Genomic DNA, 16,084 nt, shown 5'->3' with positions numbered 1-16,084 from the left:
CGGAAGAGTCCAGGAAACAGACACACTGGTAACCCTAAACTTCAGCGTTAGGGTTCGGGTCGGCAGTCGACTAGTACTCAACTAGTAGTCCGGACCGTCCCAATTCGGCATCAGTCGTCGCACCGTAGAAGCGAAGCGGCGACACGTAACTCGAGGCGAGAGGCCTTCGACGTGGCAGCACCGCAGAACTACCTCGCAGTCATCAAAGTCATCGGTGTCGGCGGCGGTGGTGTCAATGCCATCAACCGGATGATCGAGGTCGGTCTCAAGGGCGTCGAGTTCATCGCCATCAACACCGACGCGCAAGCCCTGTTGATGAGCGACGCGGACGTCAAGCTCGACGTCGGCCGTGAACTCACCCGCGGACTCGGCGCCGGAGCCAATCCGGCCGTCGGACGCAAGGCGGCCGAGGATCACCGCGAGGAGATCGAGGAGGTCCTCAAGGGGGCCGACATGGTCTTCGTCACCGCCGGTGAAGGCGGCGGCACCGGCACCGGCGGCGCGCCCGTCGTGGCCAACATCGCGCGCTCGCTCGGCGCCCTCACGATCGGCGTGGTCACCCGCCCGTTCACCTTCGAGGGCCGACGCCGGGCGAACCAGGCGGAGGACGGCATCGCCGAGCTCCGCGAAGAGGTCGACACCCTCATCGTCATTCCGAACGACCGGCTCCTGTCCATCTCGGACCGGCAGGTCTCCGTCCTCGACGCCTTCAAGTCGGCGGACCAGGTCCTGCTCTCCGGTGTCCAGGGCATCACCGACCTCATCACCACCCCGGGTCTCATCAACCTCGACTTCGCGGACGTCAAGTCCGTCATGTCCGAGGCGGGTTCGGCCCTCATGGGCATCGGCTCGGCCCGCGGCGACGACCGCGCCGTGGCCGCCGCGGAGATGGCGATCTCCTCGCCGCTCCTCGAGGCGTCCATCGACGGCGCCCGCGGCGTGCTGCTCTCCATCTCCGGCGGCTCCGACCTCGGCCTGTTCGAGATCAACGAGGCCGCCCAGCTGGTCAGCGAGGCCGCGCACCCCGAGGCGAACATCATCTTCGGCGCCGTCATCGACGACGCCCTCGGCGACGAGGTGCGGGTCACCGTGATCGCCGCCGGCTTCGACGGCGGTCAGCCGCCGAACAAGCGGGACAACGTGATCGGTTCGTCCTCGGCCAAGCGCGAGGAGCAGGCTCCGGCCTCGCGTCCGGCCCCGGCCCCCGAGCCCTCGCGCCCGAGCTTCGGTTCGCTCGGCAGCGTCACCCCGCGCGAGGAGCCCAAGCTCCCGGAGCCCGTCGAGGCCACCCCGGTCAACGAGGCCCCGGCCGTCCCGGTCTCCCCGCCCCAGGTGCCCCGGCCGTCCTACCCGGACAGCCAGGCCGAGGAGCTGGACGTCCCGGACTTCCTGAAGTGACGTTCCTGGGCCCGATGGGAACTTCGCTGAAGTGATAGGACAGCGCGACACCGTGAGCGGCGCGCACTTCGCCTTCACCGACCGGTGGGGCGGGGTGAGCGCCGCTCCGTACGCGGAGCTCAACCTCGGCGGCGCGGTCGGCGACGACCCCGCGGCCGTCCTGCGCAACCGGGAACGGGCGGCGCGGGAACTCGGCCTCGAGCCGGGCCGGGTGGTCTGGATGAACCAGGTGCACGGGCCCGACGTCGAGGTGGTGGACGGGCCCTGGGGCCCGGACTCCGACATTCCGTGCGTCGACGCGATCGTGACCACGCGGCGCGGGCTCGCCCTCGCCGTGCTCACCGCGGACTGCACGCCCGTCCTGCTCGCCGACCCGGTCGCCGGTGTCGTTGCCGCCGCACACGCGGGGCGCCCCGGCATGATCGCCGGAGTCGTCCCCGCCGCGGTCGGCGCGATGGTGAAGCTCGGCGCGGACCCGGCCCGGATCGTGGCCCGCACCGGACCCGCGGTCTGCGGGCGGTGCTACGAGGTCCCGGCCGAGATGCGCGCGCAGGTCGCCGCGGTGGAAGCCGCGGCGTACGCCGAGACCAGTTGGGGCACACCGGCCGTCGACGTGACCGCCGGTGTGCACGCGCAACTGGAACGGCTGGGGGTGCGCGACCGGGAGCGGTCGCCGGTGTGCACCCTCGAATCGCACGACCACTTCTCCTACCGCCGCGACAAGGCCACCGGCCGGCTCGCCGGCTACGTCTGGCTGGACTGATACGACATGACGGACCTTCAGGGACCTGCGGACCTTCAGGACCGCGAGGCCGAACTCGCCTCGAACCTGGCGGCGGTGGAGGAACGTATCTCTGCCGCCTGCGCGGCCGCGGGCCGCAAGCGCGAGGACGTGACCCTGATCGTGGTCACCAAGACCTACCCCGCGAGCGACGTGCGGATCCTGTCCGGGCTCGGGGTGCGGCACGTGGCCGAGAACCGTGACCAGGACGCCGCCCCCAAGGCCGCGGAATGCGCGGATCTGCCCCTCACATGGCACTTCGTCGGCCAGTTGCAGACCAACAAGGTCCGTTCCGTGGTGGGTTATGCCGGTCTGGTGCAGTCCGTCGACCGCGCGAAGCTCGTCACGGCACTGTCCAAGGAGGCGGTGCGGGCCGAGCGCGAGCTGGGCTGTCTGATCCAGGTCGCGCTCGACGCCGAGGAGGACGGGCACGGCGAGCGCGGCGGCGTGGGAGTGGGGGGAGTGGAGGAACTGGCCGCTCGCGTGGCCGAGGCTCCGGGCTTGCGGCTCGACGGTCTGATGACCGTCGCGCCGCTCACGGGGGTCTACGCGGGACGGCAACAGGCGGCGTTCGAGCGGCTCATGGATTTGTCGACTCACCTGCGCACGGCCCATCCGGCTGCGAACATGGTGTCGGCAGGGATGAGTTCGGACCTCGAAGAGGCTGTGGCGGCCGGAGCGACACATGTGCGCGTCGGTACGGCGGTCCTCGGAGTCCGACCCAGGCTCGGGTAACGTCGCCAAGAAGTCGGACCACAGCAGAAAATATGGTCATTCTCGCTGATGGGCGGGGAGATCGCGTGGATCGCGGGCGCATGGGTTGACGTCAGCCTCAGCCGATCCACCACAGAGCGGAGGACTCAGAGCATGGCCGGCGCGATGCGCAAGATGGCGGTCTACCTCGGCCTCGTGGAGGACGATGGGTACGACGGCCGGGGGTTCGACCCCGACGACGACTTCGAGCCCGAGCTCGACCCCGAGCCCGAGCGTGACCGCCGACGGCACGAGCCGTCGCACTCGTCACACAACTCCCGACCGGCAGAAGCGGACGAATCGGTGCGAGTGGTGCAAGCCCCCGCGCCGCGCGAGCCGGTGCGCCAACCCGCGTCGCTGAGCGCCGATTCCGGACGTCCGGCGCGAATCGCCCCCGTGGCATCCATCACACCTGAACGTCAGAGCCTGGAGAAGAACGCACCGGTGATCATGCCCAAGGTCGTGTCCGAGCGGGAGCCGTACCGCATCACCACGCTGCACCCGCGGACCTACAACGAGGCCCGTACCATCGGGGAACACTTCCGCGAGGGCACTCCTGTGATCATGAATCTGACGGAGATGGACGACACCGACGCGAAGCGACTTGTCGACTTTGCGGCCGGTCTGGTGTTCGGTCTGCACGGGAGCATCGAGCGGGTGACTCAGAAGGTGTTCCTGTTGTCGCCTGCTAACGTCGATGTCACGGCGGAGGACAAGGCCCGCATCGCAGAGGGCGGGTTCTTCAACCAGAGCTGAGACGCAGCACTAGTTCAACGGCTAGCTATGTACTAGTCACGAGGCACGAGACACAGGGGAGAGGGAACCACCGACATGGGCGTGGTTTTGGATGTGGTCTACATCGCGCTGATGTGTTTCCTCATCGTGCTGATCTTCCGGCTGGTCATGGACTATGTCTTCCAGTTCGCCCGCTCGTGGCAACCCGGCAAGGCAATGGTGGTCGTTCTGGAGGCCACCTACACTGTCACTGATCCACCGCTCAAGCTTCTGCGGCGGTTCATTCCGCCGCTGCGTCTCGGGGGCGTGGCGCTCGACCTGTCCTTCTTCGTACTGATGATCATCGTCTACATCCTGATCTCCGTCGTGAGCCGGCTGTGAGCGCGATGTCAATTACGGTCTTGCCGAATGCCGACGACAACGTTGAGGTGAAGAGATGCCGTTGACCCCCGAGGACGTGCGGAACAAGCAGTTCACGACCGTCCGCCTCCGAGAAGGCTATGACGAGGACGAGGTCGATGCCTTCCTCGATGAGGTCGAAGCCGAACTGACCCGTCTCCTTCGTGAGAACGAGGACCTGCGCGCCAAGCTCGCCGCAGCCACCCGTGCCGCTGCACAGAACCAGCAGCAGGGCGGTATGCGCAAGGGCCCCGGCGGCCCCGAGGGCCAGGGCGGTCCGCAGGACCAGCAGGGTCCGCCGCAGGGTATGCGCGGTCCCGGCGCCCCCGTGCCCGCCGGCATATCGGGCCCGCCGCAGCAGCAGATGGGTGGCCCCATGGGCGGCCCCCCGCAGCTGCCGAGCGGTGCCCCGCAGCTTCCGGCCGGTCCCGGTGGCCACGGTCCGCAGGGACCCGGCCCGCAGGGTCCCGGTCCGATGGGCCAGGGCCCGGGTCCGATGGGGCAGGGTCCGATGGGCCAGCCTCAGCTCGGCCAGGGTCAGCTCGGTGGTCCCCAGGGCCAGCTGAGCGGCCCGATGGGCGGCCCCATGGGCGGCCACGGTGGTCCCCCGCAGATGCAGCAGCCCGGTCAGGGTCCCGGTGGCGACAGCGCCGCGCGTGTCCTCTCGCTGGCCCAGCAGACCGCCGACCAGGCGATCGCCGAGGCCCGCTCCGAGGCCAACAAGATCGTCGGCGAGGCCCGCAGCCGCGCCGAGGGTCTCGAGCGTGACGCCCGTGCCAAGGCCGACGCCCTGGAGCGGGACGCGCAGGAGAAGCACCGCGTCGCGATGGGCTCCCTGGAGTCCGCCCGCGCCACGCTGGAGCGCAAGGTCGAGGACCTGCGCGGCTTCGAGCGCGAGTACCGCACGCGTCTGAAGTCGTACCTGGAGTCGCAGCTGCGTCAGCTGGAGAGCCAGGGCGACGAGTCGCTGGCCCCGCCGCGCAACCCGGCCGCCGCCTCGCTGCCGCCGTCCCCGGCGCCGTCGATGGCTCCGGCCGGTGCGGGTGCCCCGTCCTACGGTGGCAACCAGACCATGGGCGGCAACCCGCCGGCCGCCGGTCCGTCCTACGGCGGCCAGCAGCAGATGTCGCCCGCGATGACGCAGCCGATGGCGCCGGTGCGGCCGCAGGCCCCGCAGCCGATGCAGCAGGCCCCGTCGCCGATGCGCGGTTTCCTCATCGACGAGGACGACAACTAGGCGGCGCCCCGCGCGCCTGAGAAGGCGTCGGCGTTCGTTCAGGCCCTGGCCCGGATCGTTTCTGCGATCCGGGCCAGGGCCTTTTCGTATCGCTCGGGGCGGGAGTTCATGTGTGCTCGCGCACAAAACGCCGAAGGGCCGGCCCCGGCAGATTTCTCTGCCGGGGCCGGCCCTTCGGGCTGTGCCGGGTGTGACCTACGCCTTCTTGAGGCGGAACTCCAGGCTCAGGCCCTCGTCCGTGAACGGCTCGCCGTAGGTGTCGTCCGCGTCGGCCCGGTCGAAGTCCGTCGCGAGGACCTCGTCCGCGATCAGGCCCGCGTGCTCGGTCAGCGCCGCGGTCACCGCCGGGTCCGTGGACGTCCAGCGCAGGGCGATCCGGTCGGCGACGTCGAGGCCGCTGTTCTTGCGGGCCTCCTGGATCAGCCGGATCGCGTCACGGGCCAGGCCCGCCTGCCGCAGCTCCTCGGTGATCTCCAGGTCGAGCGCCACGGTGGCGCCGGAGTCCGAGGCCACGGACCAGCCCTCGCGCGGGGTCTCCGTGATGATGACCTCGTCCGGGGTCAGCGTGACGGTCTCGCCCTCGACGTCGACCGTCGCCGTGCCCGCGCGCAGCGCCTGGGACAGTGCGGCGGCGTCGGCGGCGGCCACGGCCTTCGCGACCTCCTGGACGCGCTTGCCGAAGCGCTTGCCGAGCGCCCGGAAGTTCGCCTTGGCCGTCGTGTCGACCAGCGAGCCGCCCACCTCGGAGAGCGAGGCCAGCGAGCTGACGTTCAGCTCCTCGGTGATCTGCGCGTGCAGCTCCGGGGACAGCGCCTCGAAGCCCGACGCGGCGACCAGCGCGCGCGACAGCGGCTGACGGGTCTTGACGCCCGACTCCGCGCGCGTGGCGCGGCCCAGCTCGACGAGCCGGCGCACGAGCGCCATCTGCGTCGACAGAGTCGGGTCGATCGCCGCGGTGTCCGCCTCGGGCCACGACGACAGGTGCACCGACTCCGGCGCGTCCGGCGTCACCGGCACGACGAGGTCCTGCCAGACCCGCTCCGTGATGAACGGCGTGAGCGGCGCCATCAGCTGAGTGACCGTCACCACCACGTCGTGCAGGGTGCGCAGCGCGGCCTTGTCGCCCTGCCAGAAGCGGCGGCGGGAACGGCGCACGTACCAGTTCGACAGGTCGTCGACGAACGCCGACAGGAGCTTGCCGGCGCGCTGGGTGTCGTACGCCTCCAGGGCCTTGGTGACCTCGTCCGTGAGCTGGTGCAGCTCGGAGAGGAGCCAGCGGTCCAGGACGCCACGGTCGGCCGGGGCCGGATCCGCGGCGCTGGGCGCCCAGTTCGACGTACGGGCGTACAGGGCCTGGAACGCCACCGTGTTCCAGTACGTGAGGAGCGTCTTGCGGACGACCTCCTGGATGGTGCCGTGGCCGACGCGGCGCGCCGCCCACGGGGAGCCGCCGGCCGCCATGAACCAGCGCACCGCGTCCGCGCCGTGCTGGTCCATCAGCGGGATCGGCTGCAGGATGTTGCCCAGGTGCTTGGACATCTTGCGGCCGTCCTCGGCCAGGATGTGGCCGAGGCACACGACGTTCTCGTAGCTGGACTTGTCGAAGACCAGGGTGCCGACGGCCATCAGCGTGTAGAACCAGCCACGCGTCTGGTCGATCGCCTCGGAGATGAACTGGGCCGGGTACCGGCTCTCGAACAGCTCCTTGTTCTTGTACGGGTAGCCCCACTGCGCGAACGGCATCGAGCCCGAGTCGTACCAGGCGTCGATGACCTCGGGCACGCGCACCGCGTCGAGGGAGCAGCCCTCGTGGGTGCAGGTGAAGGTCACGTCGTCGATGTACGGGCGGTGCGGGTCCAGGTCCGACTGGTCGGTGCCGGTCAGCTCGGAGAGCTCCGCGCGGGAGCCGACACAGGTGAGGTGGCCCTCCTCGCAGCGCCAGATGGGCAGCGGGGTGCCCCAGTAGCGGTTGCGGGACAGCGCCCAGTCGATGTTGTTGCTCAGCCAGTCGCCGAAGCGGCCGTGCTTGACCGTGTCCGGGAACCAGTTCGTCTTCTCGTTCTCCTCGAGAAGGCGGTCCTTGACGGCCGTGGTGCGGATGTACCAGGACGGCTGCGCGTAGTAGAGCAGCGCCGTGTGGCAGCGCCAGCAGTGCGGGTAGCTGTGCTCGTACGGGACATGCAGGAACAGCAGGCCGCGCGCCTCCAGGTCCGCGGTGAGCGCCTCGTCGGCCTTCTTGAAGAAGACGCCGCCGACCAGCGGGACCTCGGGCGAGAAGGTGCCGTCGGGCAGCACCGGGTTGACCACCGGCAGGCCGTACGCGCGGCAGACCTTGAGGTCGTCCTCACCGAACGCGGGGGACTGGTGGACCAGACCCGTACCGTCCTCGGTCGTCACGTACTCGGCGTTGACCACGTAGTGGGCCTCGGCCGGGAACTCCACCAGCTCGAACGGACGTTGGTACTTCCAGCGCTCCATCTCCGCGCCGGTGAAGGACTCGCCGGTCGTCTCCCAGCCCTCGCCGAGCGACTTGGCGACGAGCGGCTCGGCGACGACGAGCTTCTCCTCGCCGTTCGTCGCCACGACGTAGCGGACCTCGGGGTGCGCGGCGACCGCCGTGTTGGACACCAGGGTCCAGGGGGTCGTCGTCCACACCAGGAGCGAGGCCTGACCGGCCAGCGGACCGGAGGTGAGGGGGAAACGGACATAGACCGACGGGTCCACGACCGTCTCGTAGCCCTGCGCGAGCTCGTGGTCGGACAGGCCCGTGCCGCAGCGCGGGCACCAGGGGGCGACGCGGTGGTCCTGGGTCAGCAGGCCCTTGTTGAAGATCTCCTTCAGCGACCACCAGACGGACTCGACGTACTCCGGGTCCATCGTCCGGTACGCGTCGTCGAGGTCGACCCAGTACCCCATGCGGGTCGTCAGCTCGGTGAAGGCGTCGGTGTGCCGGGTCACGGACTCACGGCACTTCGCGTTGAACTCCGCGATGCCGTACGCCTCGATGTCCTTCTTGCCGCTGAAGCCGAGCTCCTTCTCGACCGCCAGCTCCACCGGGAGGCCGTGGCAGTCCCAGCCCGCCTTGCGCCCCACGTGGTAGCCGCGCATGGTGCGGAAGCGGGGGAAGACGTCCTTGAAGACGCGGGCCTCGATGTGGTGGGCACCCGGCATGCCGTTGGCCGTGGGCGGGCCCTCGTAGAACACCCACTCGGGGCGCCCTTCGGACTGCTCCAGGCTCTTGGCGAAGATCTTCTGCTCGCGCCAGAAGTCGAGCACGGCGTGCTCGAGGGCGGGCAGGTCGACCTGGGCGGGCACCTGGCGGTACTGCGTCATCAGTCTTCCTCCGGCGGACGTGCTTCTCTCCGTCGGAGGGACGAGAGCCTGTGTGCTGAACGCCGTGTGCGGCGCGCTCCCGCGGTACCACCCTCCTTGGCCCGCTCCGGCGCCGGTGTGCGCCTCGGTGAGCCCCCTCATTGGGTTCGCGACGCCGGGTCTACCGGCCGCGGTGATGCTGCGGCTTTCTTCCGGCGGCTCCGGGGTGATCTTCGCTTCGCGCTCGCCCCCGGGCTTCCACCGTCCCCGGGTCGCTCATGGCTGCGTACGCCGCTACTCGTCCCCATCCAAGCCTTTCGCTCCGGCCAGTGTACGGCGCCGGGGCGGGCGCGGCCGACCGGATTCGCGGCGGGCCGGGGACGGGGACGGAGGCGGCCGGGGTCAGGCGTGCTGGGGGACCTCGTCCTTGAGGCTGCCGCGGACCTGCTCCCGCAGTTCGGGGCTGTCGGTGTGGCCGTGGACGGAGACGGCGTGCTCGGCGGCGGCCCGCACGACCTCTTCCTCCTCGCCCGAGATGGTCAGCGTGCAGTTCATCACGCTGGGGAACTCACGACAGTCGGCTACTTTGCGCATGATGATGCACCTTCTCCGCTTTTGCCACATTCTATGCCCGGGAGGCGGAGGGCGAGAGGTCGGCGACGGGCCCTCCCGGGGCCGGCCGCGGGGGAGCGGGGTGACCCGAATGGCGAGGCCGGGCGCTGCGCGCGGAGCGGCGGATTACCGGGCGGGGAGCTGGGCACAACGGTTTCGAGCCACTGTGCACCGGGTGTCCGTCCCGTTGCCGCGGGCCCCGAGTCGATTTATCGTCCCAGCACGATTCGCGTGCAAGATCACAAATTGTGAAGGGGCCGCGGCCATGGTGGCGAAGAAGACCGCCGTTCAGCAGTCTGCGACCGGCAGATCCACGGGCACCGGCAAGGCGGGCACGGACAGGGCGGGCACGGACAGGGCGGTGAAGTCCGCGTCCAAGAAGACCGCGGCCTCGGCGTCCGCCGCCGCACCGAAGGAGACCGCCACCGGCAAGAAGTCCGCCGCCGCGAAGAGCGCGGCCAAGGGCGCCACCAAGAGCGCCACCACCAATAAGGCCGCCACCAATAAGGCCGCCACCAAGAAGGCCGTCACCAAGAAGGTCGCTGCCAAGAAGGCGACCACAGGTGCCGTCGGGGCCCCGGAGGGGAAACGTACGACGAAGAAGACGGCGGCGAAGCAGACGGCGACCAAAGCGGCGGCGAAGAAGGCCGGCGCCGCCGCGGGACGCAAGGGCGCGAAGAAGACGGCCGAGGACGCGGACGAGACCGCGAGGACGACGGGAGCCACGACAGTGGTTGCGAAGAAGACTCAGGGCACGGCCACGGCGGCGCAGCAGCCCGGCGCGGTTCCCAAGGCGAGGGGCACCGCCGTCGAGCCCGGAGAGCTGGCCGTAAGGCCCGGCGAGGAGCCCTGGACCCCGGACGAGGTGGCCGAGGCGCGGGCCGAGCTGCAGAGCGAGGCCCTGCGGCTCGGCAGCGAGATCGCCCACGCCGAGGAGGGCTTGGCCGGGCTGATGCGGGACTCCGGTGACGGCGCGGGTGACGACGAGGCCGACACCGGCACCAAGAACATCACGCGCGAGCACGAGATGGCCCTGGCGGCCAACGCGCGCGAGATGCTGGAGCAGACCGAGCACGCCCTGCAGCGCCTGGACGCGGGCACCTACGGCCTCTGCGAGAACTGCGGGAAAGCCATCGGCAAGGCCCGGATGCAGGCCTTCCCGAGGGCGACCCTGTGTGTGGAGTGCAAGCAGAAGCAGGAGCGCCGCTACTGAACCGCTCCTGAGGTCCGTGACGTACTCTCGTCCTCAGTCAGGTACCTAGGTCGAGGGACTCACGTGGCAGAGGCGGAGCGCATCATCGGTACGCCGGATTCTTCCGAGGCAGGGGCGGCCGAGCCGGACAAGGCCGACGAGGCCGCCGCTCAGGATCCGCAGGAGGCTCCGGAGCAGGAGACGGCCGCCGAGCGGCCCCGGGGCGCGCGGCGCATCGCCGTGCTGTTCGCCGTGGCCGCGCTGGCGTACGCCCTCGACCTGGTCAGCAAGCTGATCGTGGTCGCGAAGCTGGAGCACCGGGAGTCCATCCAGATCCTCGGCGACTGGCTCCAGCTCGAGGTGATCCGCAACCCGGGCGCGGCCTGGGGCGTCGGCGAGGCCTTCACGATCATCTTCACGGTGATCGCGGCGGCTGTGATCGTCGTCATCGTCCGGCTCGCCAGGAAGCTCTACAGCCTGCCCTGGGCGATCGCGCTCGGCCTGCTCCTGGGCGGCGCGCTCGGCAATCTCACCGACCGGATCTTCCGCGCCCCCGGCGTCTTCGAGGGCGCGGTGGTCGACTTCATCGCGCCGAAGAACTACCCGGTGTTCAATCTCGCCGACTCCGCCATCGTGTGCGGCGGCATCCTGATCGTGCTGCTCTCGTTCCGCGGCATCGACCCCGACGGGACCGTGCACAAGGACTGAACCGGAGGCCCTGCCCGGACCCGGGCCGGGGCCTCGCGGTCGGGAGTGTCGGCGCGCTCCGGCATACTCGATGCGTGAGCACGATTCCCGAGATCCGAACCCTGCCCGTGCCCGACGGCCTGGAGGGCGAGCGCGTCGACGCCGCCATCTCCCGCATGTTCGGCTTCTCCCGCACCAAGGCCGCCGAGCTCGCCGCCGCCGGGAAGGTCACGGTCGACGGTTCGGTCGTGGGCAAGTCCGAGCGGGTGCACGGCGGGGCCTGGCTCGAGGTCGAGATGCCGCAGGCGGCCGCGCCGGTGCAGATCGTCGCCGAGCCCGTCGAGGGCATGGAGATCGTCTACGACGACGACGACATCGTGGTGATCGCGAAGCCGGTGGGCGTCGCCGCCCACCCGAGCCCGGGCTGGACCGGCACGACCGTGATCGGCGGTCTCGCCGCCGCCGGGTACCGGATCTCCACCTCCGGCGCCGCCGAGCGCCAGGGCATCGTGCACCGCCTCGACGTCGGCACCTCGGGCCTGATGGTCGTCGCCAAGTCCGAGCGGGCGTACACCTCGCTCAAGCGCCAGTTCAAGGAGCGCGTTCCGGACAAGCGCTACCACGCGCTCGTGCAGGGCCACCCCGACCCGATGAGCGGCACCATCGACGCCCCCATCGGCCGCCACCCGAACCACGACTACAAGTGGGCGGTCATCGCCGAGGGCAAGCCGTCGGTGACGCACTACGACCTGATCGAGGCGTTCCGCTCCGCGTCGCTGCTCGACATCAAGCTGGAGACCGGCCGCACCCACCAGATCCGGGTGCACATGTCCGCGCACCGGCACCCCTGCGTCGGCGACCTGACCTACGGCGCCGACCCCACGCTCGCCAAGCGGCTCGGCGTCACGCGCCAGTGGCTGCACGCGGTGCGGCTCGGCTTCGAGCACCCCTCGGACGGCCGCTGGGTCGAGTTCGAGAGCGCCTACCCCGAGGACCTGCAGACCGCGCTCGACCGGGTCCGGGCAGAGAGCTCGTGAGCGGCTTCGGCGTCCGCGTCGCGCTGTCCGAGGCGGACCGGGAGTCCTGCTTCGCCGTGCGCCGCGACGTGTTCGTCGGCGAGCAGGGCGTGCCCGAGGACCTGGAGTACGACTCGTACGACGCGGACGCGGTGCATGTGCTCGCGGTGCGGGCGGACGGAGTGCCGCTGGGTACGGGCCGGCTGCTGACCGGCGAGGCCGCCGCGGTGAAGAACGGGGGCGCGGCGGATGTCGGCGCCCTCGGCCGGCTCGCCGTGACCAAGGCCGCGCGCGGGCTCGGCGTGGGCGCGGCGCTGGTGCGGGCCATCGAGGACGCGGCCCGCGAGCGGGGCCTCGCGGCGGTGGACCTGCACGCGCAGACCCACGCCCTGGGCTTCTACGAGCGGCTCGGCTACGAGGTGTACGGGCCGGAGTTCCCCGACGCGGGGATCCCGCACCGGGCGATGCGCAAGCCGCTCGACTGACGCCCCCTTGTGTCCGGTTCGGCCGGATACGCGTGGCACCCTTGAGGCCTGACATCCTTGATCGTCGAGCCTGGTCGGAGCCCCCGTGGATCAATTGGCCCTGCTGTTCGCGCTGTTGCTCGGGGCCGTCCTGAGCGTTCCGCTCGGGGACCGGCTCGGACTGCCCTCGCCGGTCCTGATGACCCTGCTCGGCATCGTGCTCGCCCTGATCAGCGCCGTGCCCAATGTCGACATCTCGCCCGACCTGATCCTGCCGATCGTGCTGCCGCCGCTCCTGTACGCGGCCGTGCACCGCACCTCCTGGCGCCAGTTCGCGGCCAACAGAAGACCCATCTTCCTGCTGGCCGTCGCCCTGGTCTTCGTCACGACGGCCGCCGTCGCCTTCGTCGCGAACGCGGTCGTGCCCGGTCTGCCCCTCGCCGCCGCCGTCGCGCTCGGCGCGCTGGTGGCGCCGCCCGACCCGGTCGCCGCGACCGCCGTCGCCGGCCAACTGGGGCTGCCCCGCCGCATGGTGTCGATCCTGGAGGGCGAGGGCCTGTTCAACGATGTGACCGCGATCGTGCTCTACCACGTCGCGATCGCCGCCGCCGTGAGCGGCACCTTCTCGTTCCCCGAGGCCGCGCTCACCCTCGTGCTGTCCGCCGTCGTCGCCATCGCCGTCGGCTTCGGCCTCGCCTGGACCGCCAACAAGCTCATGGACTACCTCGGCGACGCCACGCTCCAGGTCGGCCTGACCCTGCTCGTGCCGTACGCCTCGTACGTGCTGGCCGAGGAGCTGCACGGCTCGGGCGTGCTCGCCGTCGTCACCACCGCCATGTTCATGGTGGAGCACGCCTTCGACGCCGACGACGTCATGACCCGGCTCACCGGCCGCGCCTTCTGGGACGTCGTCGACACCCTCGTCACCGGCGTCGCCTTCGGGCTCATCGGCCTGGAGGTGCACAACGTGGTGCGCACGGCCGAGGGCCACTGGACCGAGATGCTCGGCTGGTCGGGCGCCGTCGTGGGCGTCGTCATCGTCGTACGGCTGCTGTGGCTGCTGCCCATGACGTGGGTGACCCAGCGGCTGCACGCGCGGCGCGACGTGGAGGAGGACATCCCGGTCAGCTGGCGCGAGACCGTCGTCATGTGGTGGTCCGGGATGCGTGGCGTGGCCTCCGTCGCCCTCGCCCTCGCCATCCCGCTCACCATGGACGACGGCTCCCCCTTCCCGGCCCGCGACGAGATCGTCTTCATCGCCTTCGGGGTCATCATGGCCACGCTCGTGCTCCAGGGCCTGAGCCTGCCCTGGCTGGTGCGGAAGCTGAAGGTGACGGCCGACACCGAGGCCGAGCAGTCCTACGAGCGTGATCTCGCCCTGCGCGCCGCGCGGGCCGCCAAGGCGCGGCTCAAGGAGATCGAGGAGGTCGAGGACCTTCCCGAGGACGTGCAGGAGCAGCTGCTGCGCCGCGCCTATGACATCGGGCTGCGGATCAACCCGGAGCTGGGGGCCGAGGAGCGCCGCGAGGCCCAGGCCAAACGGTTCGCCAGGCTCAAGCGGATCCGGCACATCCAGAACGAGATGATGTCGGCCGCGCGCCACGAGATCCTCGCCGCCCGCAGCGAACCCGGCGCCGACCCCGAGATCGTCGACCGCGTCCTGCGCCACCTCGACGTCCGCAGCCTGCGCTAGCGCTGGTCACGCCGCGGTGCTCACGGCCTCGCGGGGCCTGGCACCATGGGGCTCATGAACATCATGCTTTTCCACTCGACGTACGGTCTGCGCCCCGCCGTGACGGCCGCGGCCGACCGGCTGCGGGCCGCCGGACACGAGGTGTGGACCCCGGACCTCTTCGACGGCCGCACCTTCGACTCGTTCGAGGAGGGCATGGAGTACAAGGAAGAGGTCGGCAAGGACGAGCTGCTCCGGCGGGCCGTCCTGGCGGCCGCGCCCTACTCCGAGCGCGGCCTGGTCTACGCGGGCTTCTCGCTCGGCGCCGCCACGGCCCAGACGCTGGCCCTCGGCGACGACAAGGCGAAGGGGCTGCTGCTCCTGCACGGCACCTCGGACATCGCGGAGACCGCGTCCGTGGACGAGCTGCCGGTCCAGCTGCACGTCGCCTCGCCCGACGCCTTCGAGACCGACGACTGGCTGAACACCTGGTACCTGCAGATGGGCAAGGCGGGCGCCGACGTCGAGATCTACCGCTACGCGGGCGCCGGCCACCTCTTCACCGACCCCGAGCTGCCGGACTACGACGAGGAGGCCGCCGAGGCCACCTGGCGGGTGGCGCTCGGCTTCCTGGACTCCCTCTAGGAGTCGGCTAGCCCGCGCGGTAGGCGGTCCAGCTGTCCTTCATGCGGGTCACCTGGCCCGCGGTGAACTGGGTCATGCAGGAGTCGTACGTGTAGTCCATGAAGTTGTGGATCGGGTCGACCCCGGTCTTGCTGGCGCAGGAGTCGCGCCCGGTCGGGCACTCGTAGGCCGGGCTCTTCTCGGCCGGGGTGTCGGCCACGTAGTCGCCGTTGCCGTTACAGCCGCCCTGGAAGGTGTGGTACAGCCCCATCCAGTGGCCGACCTCGTGGGTGCCGGTGTCGCCCTCGTTGTAGTTGGTGGCCGAGCCGCCCGGCAGCGAGCTGTCGAGGATGACCACGCCGTCGTCGGACGGGTTCGACTTGTACGAGGACGGGAACGTCGCCCAGCCGAGCAGGCCGCCGCCCAGGTTCGCCGTGTAGAAGTTCAGCGCGTTCGCGCCGCCCTTGCGCAGCGTCGACTTCATGGACTTCTCGGCGGCCGAGCCGGGCGAGACGCCGTTGTACCAGGAGGCGTTGTCCGTGTAGTCGGTGCCGGCCAGCTGGAACTGGAAGCCCGAGTCGTTGTTGCCCGAACCCTGTCCGGCGTAGGCGGCGTTCAGGACGCTGATCTGGTTGGCGATCGACGTCGAGGACAGCTTGCCGGTCGCGCCGTCGTGGACGACGTGGACGTAGACCGGGATCGTCGTCGCGGCGGTCAGGCTCAGACCGCGCCCGAGCGAGCCGTCGGCGCGCATCTTGTCGAGTCTCTTCTGCAGCGCCGCGTCCATGGACTTGGCCTGCGCCGCGCTCAGTTCGTTGGGTTCGGCGGCGTGCGAGGCCCCGTCCGGCGCCTTCTCACGGGCGAGCGCGTTCGTGTCCGTCGCGCACTTCCCGGCGGAGGCGCCCGCCTGGGTGGTCTTGGCGGCGGCGCTGCCCGAGGGGGCGGAGAGCGGGACCAGGGCCAGGGTTCCGGCCATCACCGCGGTGCCGAGCAGGCGGCGGCGAAGGCGCGGGGATATGCGGGCCGATGGGGCGTGAGGGGTCATTGCGGGGGCTCCTCGCGGACACGGGCGGGAGGGACTTCCTCGCCGCCGCGGGGAGATTACGTGGCCATGTCACGCCAGGAAGAGCGGGTAACTGGCCGCATTGATCGCGGACATGTGCCCGGCAAACCAGGACAACAGGGAGAAGAAATTCGGCGGG

15 protein-coding genes are annotated in these 16,084 nt (G+C 70.5%); 12 read left to right on the top strand and 3 right to left on the bottom strand.

All coding sequences use genetic code 11. The features are described from left to right. Positions 1-171 precede the first annotated feature (171 nt). The 6 genes from ftsZ to ACIBTU_RS16290 all read left to right on the top strand — a co-directional run bounded on the left by ftsZ (position 172) and on the right by ACIBTU_RS16290 (position 5,303). Positions 172-1,398 (top strand): cell division protein FtsZ, encoded by a 1,227-nt coding sequence (ftsZ, locus tag ACIBTU_RS16315; RefSeq protein ID WP_399126802.1) that lies wholly within the window; start codon positions 172-174, stop codon positions 1,396-1,398. A 31-nt stretch (positions 1,399-1,429) separates the two neighbouring features. Further along, on the top strand, positions 1,430-2,161 hold the full coding sequence (pgeF, locus tag ACIBTU_RS16310; protein WP_399126801.1) for a peptidoglycan editing factor PgeF: 732 nt from the start codon (positions 1,430-1,432) through the stop codon (positions 2,159-2,161). 6 nt (positions 2,162-2,167) lie between these two features. After that, positions 2,168-2,914, top strand: coding sequence for a YggS family pyridoxal phosphate-dependent enzyme (locus ACIBTU_RS16305; RefSeq protein ID WP_399126800.1), 747 nt, complete (start codon positions 2,168-2,170; stop codon positions 2,912-2,914). 132 nt (positions 2,915-3,046) lie between these two features. Next, the gene (locus ACIBTU_RS16300; protein ID WP_399126798.1) at positions 3,047-3,688 is read left to right on the top strand and encodes a cell division protein SepF; all 642 of its coding nucleotides are present in this window, start codon (positions 3,047-3,049) and stop codon (positions 3,686-3,688) included. A gap of 75 nt (positions 3,689-3,763) precedes the next feature. Beyond that, positions 3,764-4,048, top strand: a complete 285-nt coding sequence (locus ACIBTU_RS16295; RefSeq protein WP_188339419.1) for a YggT family protein — start codon at positions 3,764-3,766, stop codon at positions 4,046-4,048. A 55-nt stretch (positions 4,049-4,103) separates the two neighbouring features. Beyond that, positions 4,104-5,303 carry a DivIVA domain-containing protein gene (locus ACIBTU_RS16290; protein ID WP_399126795.1) on the top strand — a complete coding sequence of 400 codons (1,200 nt, stop codon included), beginning with the start codon at positions 4,104-4,106 and terminating at the stop codon, positions 5,301-5,303. A 195-nt stretch (positions 5,304-5,498) separates the two neighbouring features. Here the strand turns inward: ACIBTU_RS16290 and ileS are convergent, their stop codons facing one another. Together ileS and ACIBTU_RS16280 are read right to left on the bottom strand one after the other, a co-directional pair. Next, on the bottom strand, positions 5,499-8,636 hold the full coding sequence (ileS, locus tag ACIBTU_RS16285) for an isoleucine--tRNA ligase (RefSeq protein ID WP_399126793.1): 3,138 nt from the start codon (positions 8,634-8,636) through the stop codon (positions 5,499-5,501). A gap of 381 nt (positions 8,637-9,017) precedes the next feature. After that, entirely contained in the window at positions 9,018-9,209 is a 192-nt protein-coding gene (locus tag ACIBTU_RS16280) for a DUF1059 domain-containing protein (RefSeq protein ID WP_384616567.1), read from the bottom strand. Between the two features lie 283 nt (positions 9,210-9,492). Here ACIBTU_RS16280 and ACIBTU_RS16275 point away from each other — a divergent pair, with 283 nt between their 5' ends. The 6 genes from ACIBTU_RS16275 to ACIBTU_RS16250 all read left to right on the top strand — a co-directional run bounded on the left by ACIBTU_RS16275 (position 9,493) and on the right by ACIBTU_RS16250 (position 14,903). Further along, a complete protein-coding gene (locus tag ACIBTU_RS16275; RefSeq protein WP_399126792.1) occupies positions 9,493-10,440 on the top strand; it encodes a TraR/DksA family transcriptional regulator in 948 nt (315 codons plus the stop codon). Between the two features lie 63 nt (positions 10,441-10,503). Continuing rightward, positions 10,504-11,127: a signal peptidase II gene (gene lspA, locus ACIBTU_RS16270; protein WP_399126791.1), complete on the top strand. Its 624-nt coding sequence runs from the start codon at positions 10,504-10,506 to the stop codon at positions 11,125-11,127. A 74-nt stretch (positions 11,128-11,201) separates the two neighbouring features. Next, the gene (locus ACIBTU_RS16265) at positions 11,202-12,143 is read left to right on the top strand and encodes an RluA family pseudouridine synthase (protein WP_399126790.1); all 942 of its coding nucleotides are present in this window, start codon (positions 11,202-11,204) and stop codon (positions 12,141-12,143) included. Next, positions 12,140-12,607 carry a GNAT family N-acetyltransferase gene (locus ACIBTU_RS16260; RefSeq protein ID WP_399126789.1) on the top strand — a complete coding sequence of 156 codons (468 nt, stop codon included), beginning with the start codon at positions 12,140-12,142 and terminating at the stop codon, positions 12,605-12,607. Before ACIBTU_RS16265 ends, ACIBTU_RS16260 begins: the two co-directional genes overlap by 4 nt. 85 nt (positions 12,608-12,692) lie before the next feature. Further along, the gene (locus ACIBTU_RS16255) at positions 12,693-14,279 is read left to right on the top strand and encodes a Na+/H+ antiporter (protein WP_399126788.1); all 1,587 of its coding nucleotides are present in this window, start codon (positions 12,693-12,695) and stop codon (positions 14,277-14,279) included. 54 nt (positions 14,280-14,333) lie between these two features. Next, positions 14,334-14,903, top strand: a complete 570-nt coding sequence (locus tag ACIBTU_RS16250) for a dienelactone hydrolase family protein (protein ID WP_399126786.1) — start codon at positions 14,334-14,336, stop codon at positions 14,901-14,903. A gap of 7 nt (positions 14,904-14,910) precedes the next feature. Here the strand turns inward: ACIBTU_RS16250 and ACIBTU_RS16245 are convergent, their stop codons facing one another. Beyond that, a complete protein-coding gene (locus tag ACIBTU_RS16245; RefSeq protein WP_399126785.1) occupies positions 14,911-15,927 on the bottom strand; it encodes a zinc metalloprotease in 1,017 nt (338 codons plus the stop codon). Positions 15,928-16,084: the final 157 nt, after the last annotated feature.

It is taken from the genome of Streptomyces sp. NPDC050145, assembly GCF_044460245.1.
Classification (GTDB): domain Bacteria; phylum Actinomycetota; class Actinomycetes; order Streptomycetales; family Streptomycetaceae; genus Streptomyces.
Note: the sequence above shows the minus strand (reverse complement) of the source record. Positions and strands in the feature narration are given on the sequence as shown.

What these genes read in the sequence shown, in the direction of transcription:
- ACIBTU_RS16305 (WP_399126800.1), top strand. Translation starts at nt 2,168, where the DNA reads ATGACGGACCTTCAGGGACCTGCGGACCTTCAGGACCGCGAGGCCGAA.
- ACIBTU_RS16300 (WP_399126798.1), top strand. Translation starts at nt 3,047, where the DNA reads ATGGCCGGCGCGATGCGCAAGATGGCGGTCTACCTCGGCCTCGTGGAG.
- ACIBTU_RS16295 (WP_188339419.1), top strand. Translation starts at nt 3,764, where the DNA reads ATGGGCGTGGTTTTGGATGTGGTCTACATCGCGCTGATGTGTTTCCTC.
- ACIBTU_RS16290 (WP_399126795.1), top strand. Translation starts at nt 4,104, where the DNA reads ATGCCGTTGACCCCCGAGGACGTGCGGAACAAGCAGTTCACGACCGTC.
- ileS (WP_399126793.1), bottom strand. Translation starts at nt 8,636, where the DNA reads ATGACGCAGTACCGCCAGGTGCCCGCCCAGGTCGACCTGCCCGCCCTC.
- ACIBTU_RS16280 (WP_384616567.1), bottom strand. Translation starts at nt 9,209, where the DNA reads ATGCGCAAAGTAGCCGACTGTCGTGAGTTCCCCAGCGTGATGAACTGC.
- ACIBTU_RS16275 (WP_399126792.1), top strand. Translation starts at nt 9,493, where the DNA reads ATGGTGGCGAAGAAGACCGCCGTTCAGCAGTCTGCGACCGGCAGATCC.
- ACIBTU_RS16250 (WP_399126786.1), top strand. Translation starts at nt 14,334, where the DNA reads ATGAACATCATGCTTTTCCACTCGACGTACGGTCTGCGCCCCGCCGTG.
- ACIBTU_RS16245 (WP_399126785.1), bottom strand. Translation starts at nt 15,927, where the DNA reads ATGACCCCTCACGCCCCATCGGCCCGCATATCCCCGCGCCTTCGCCGC.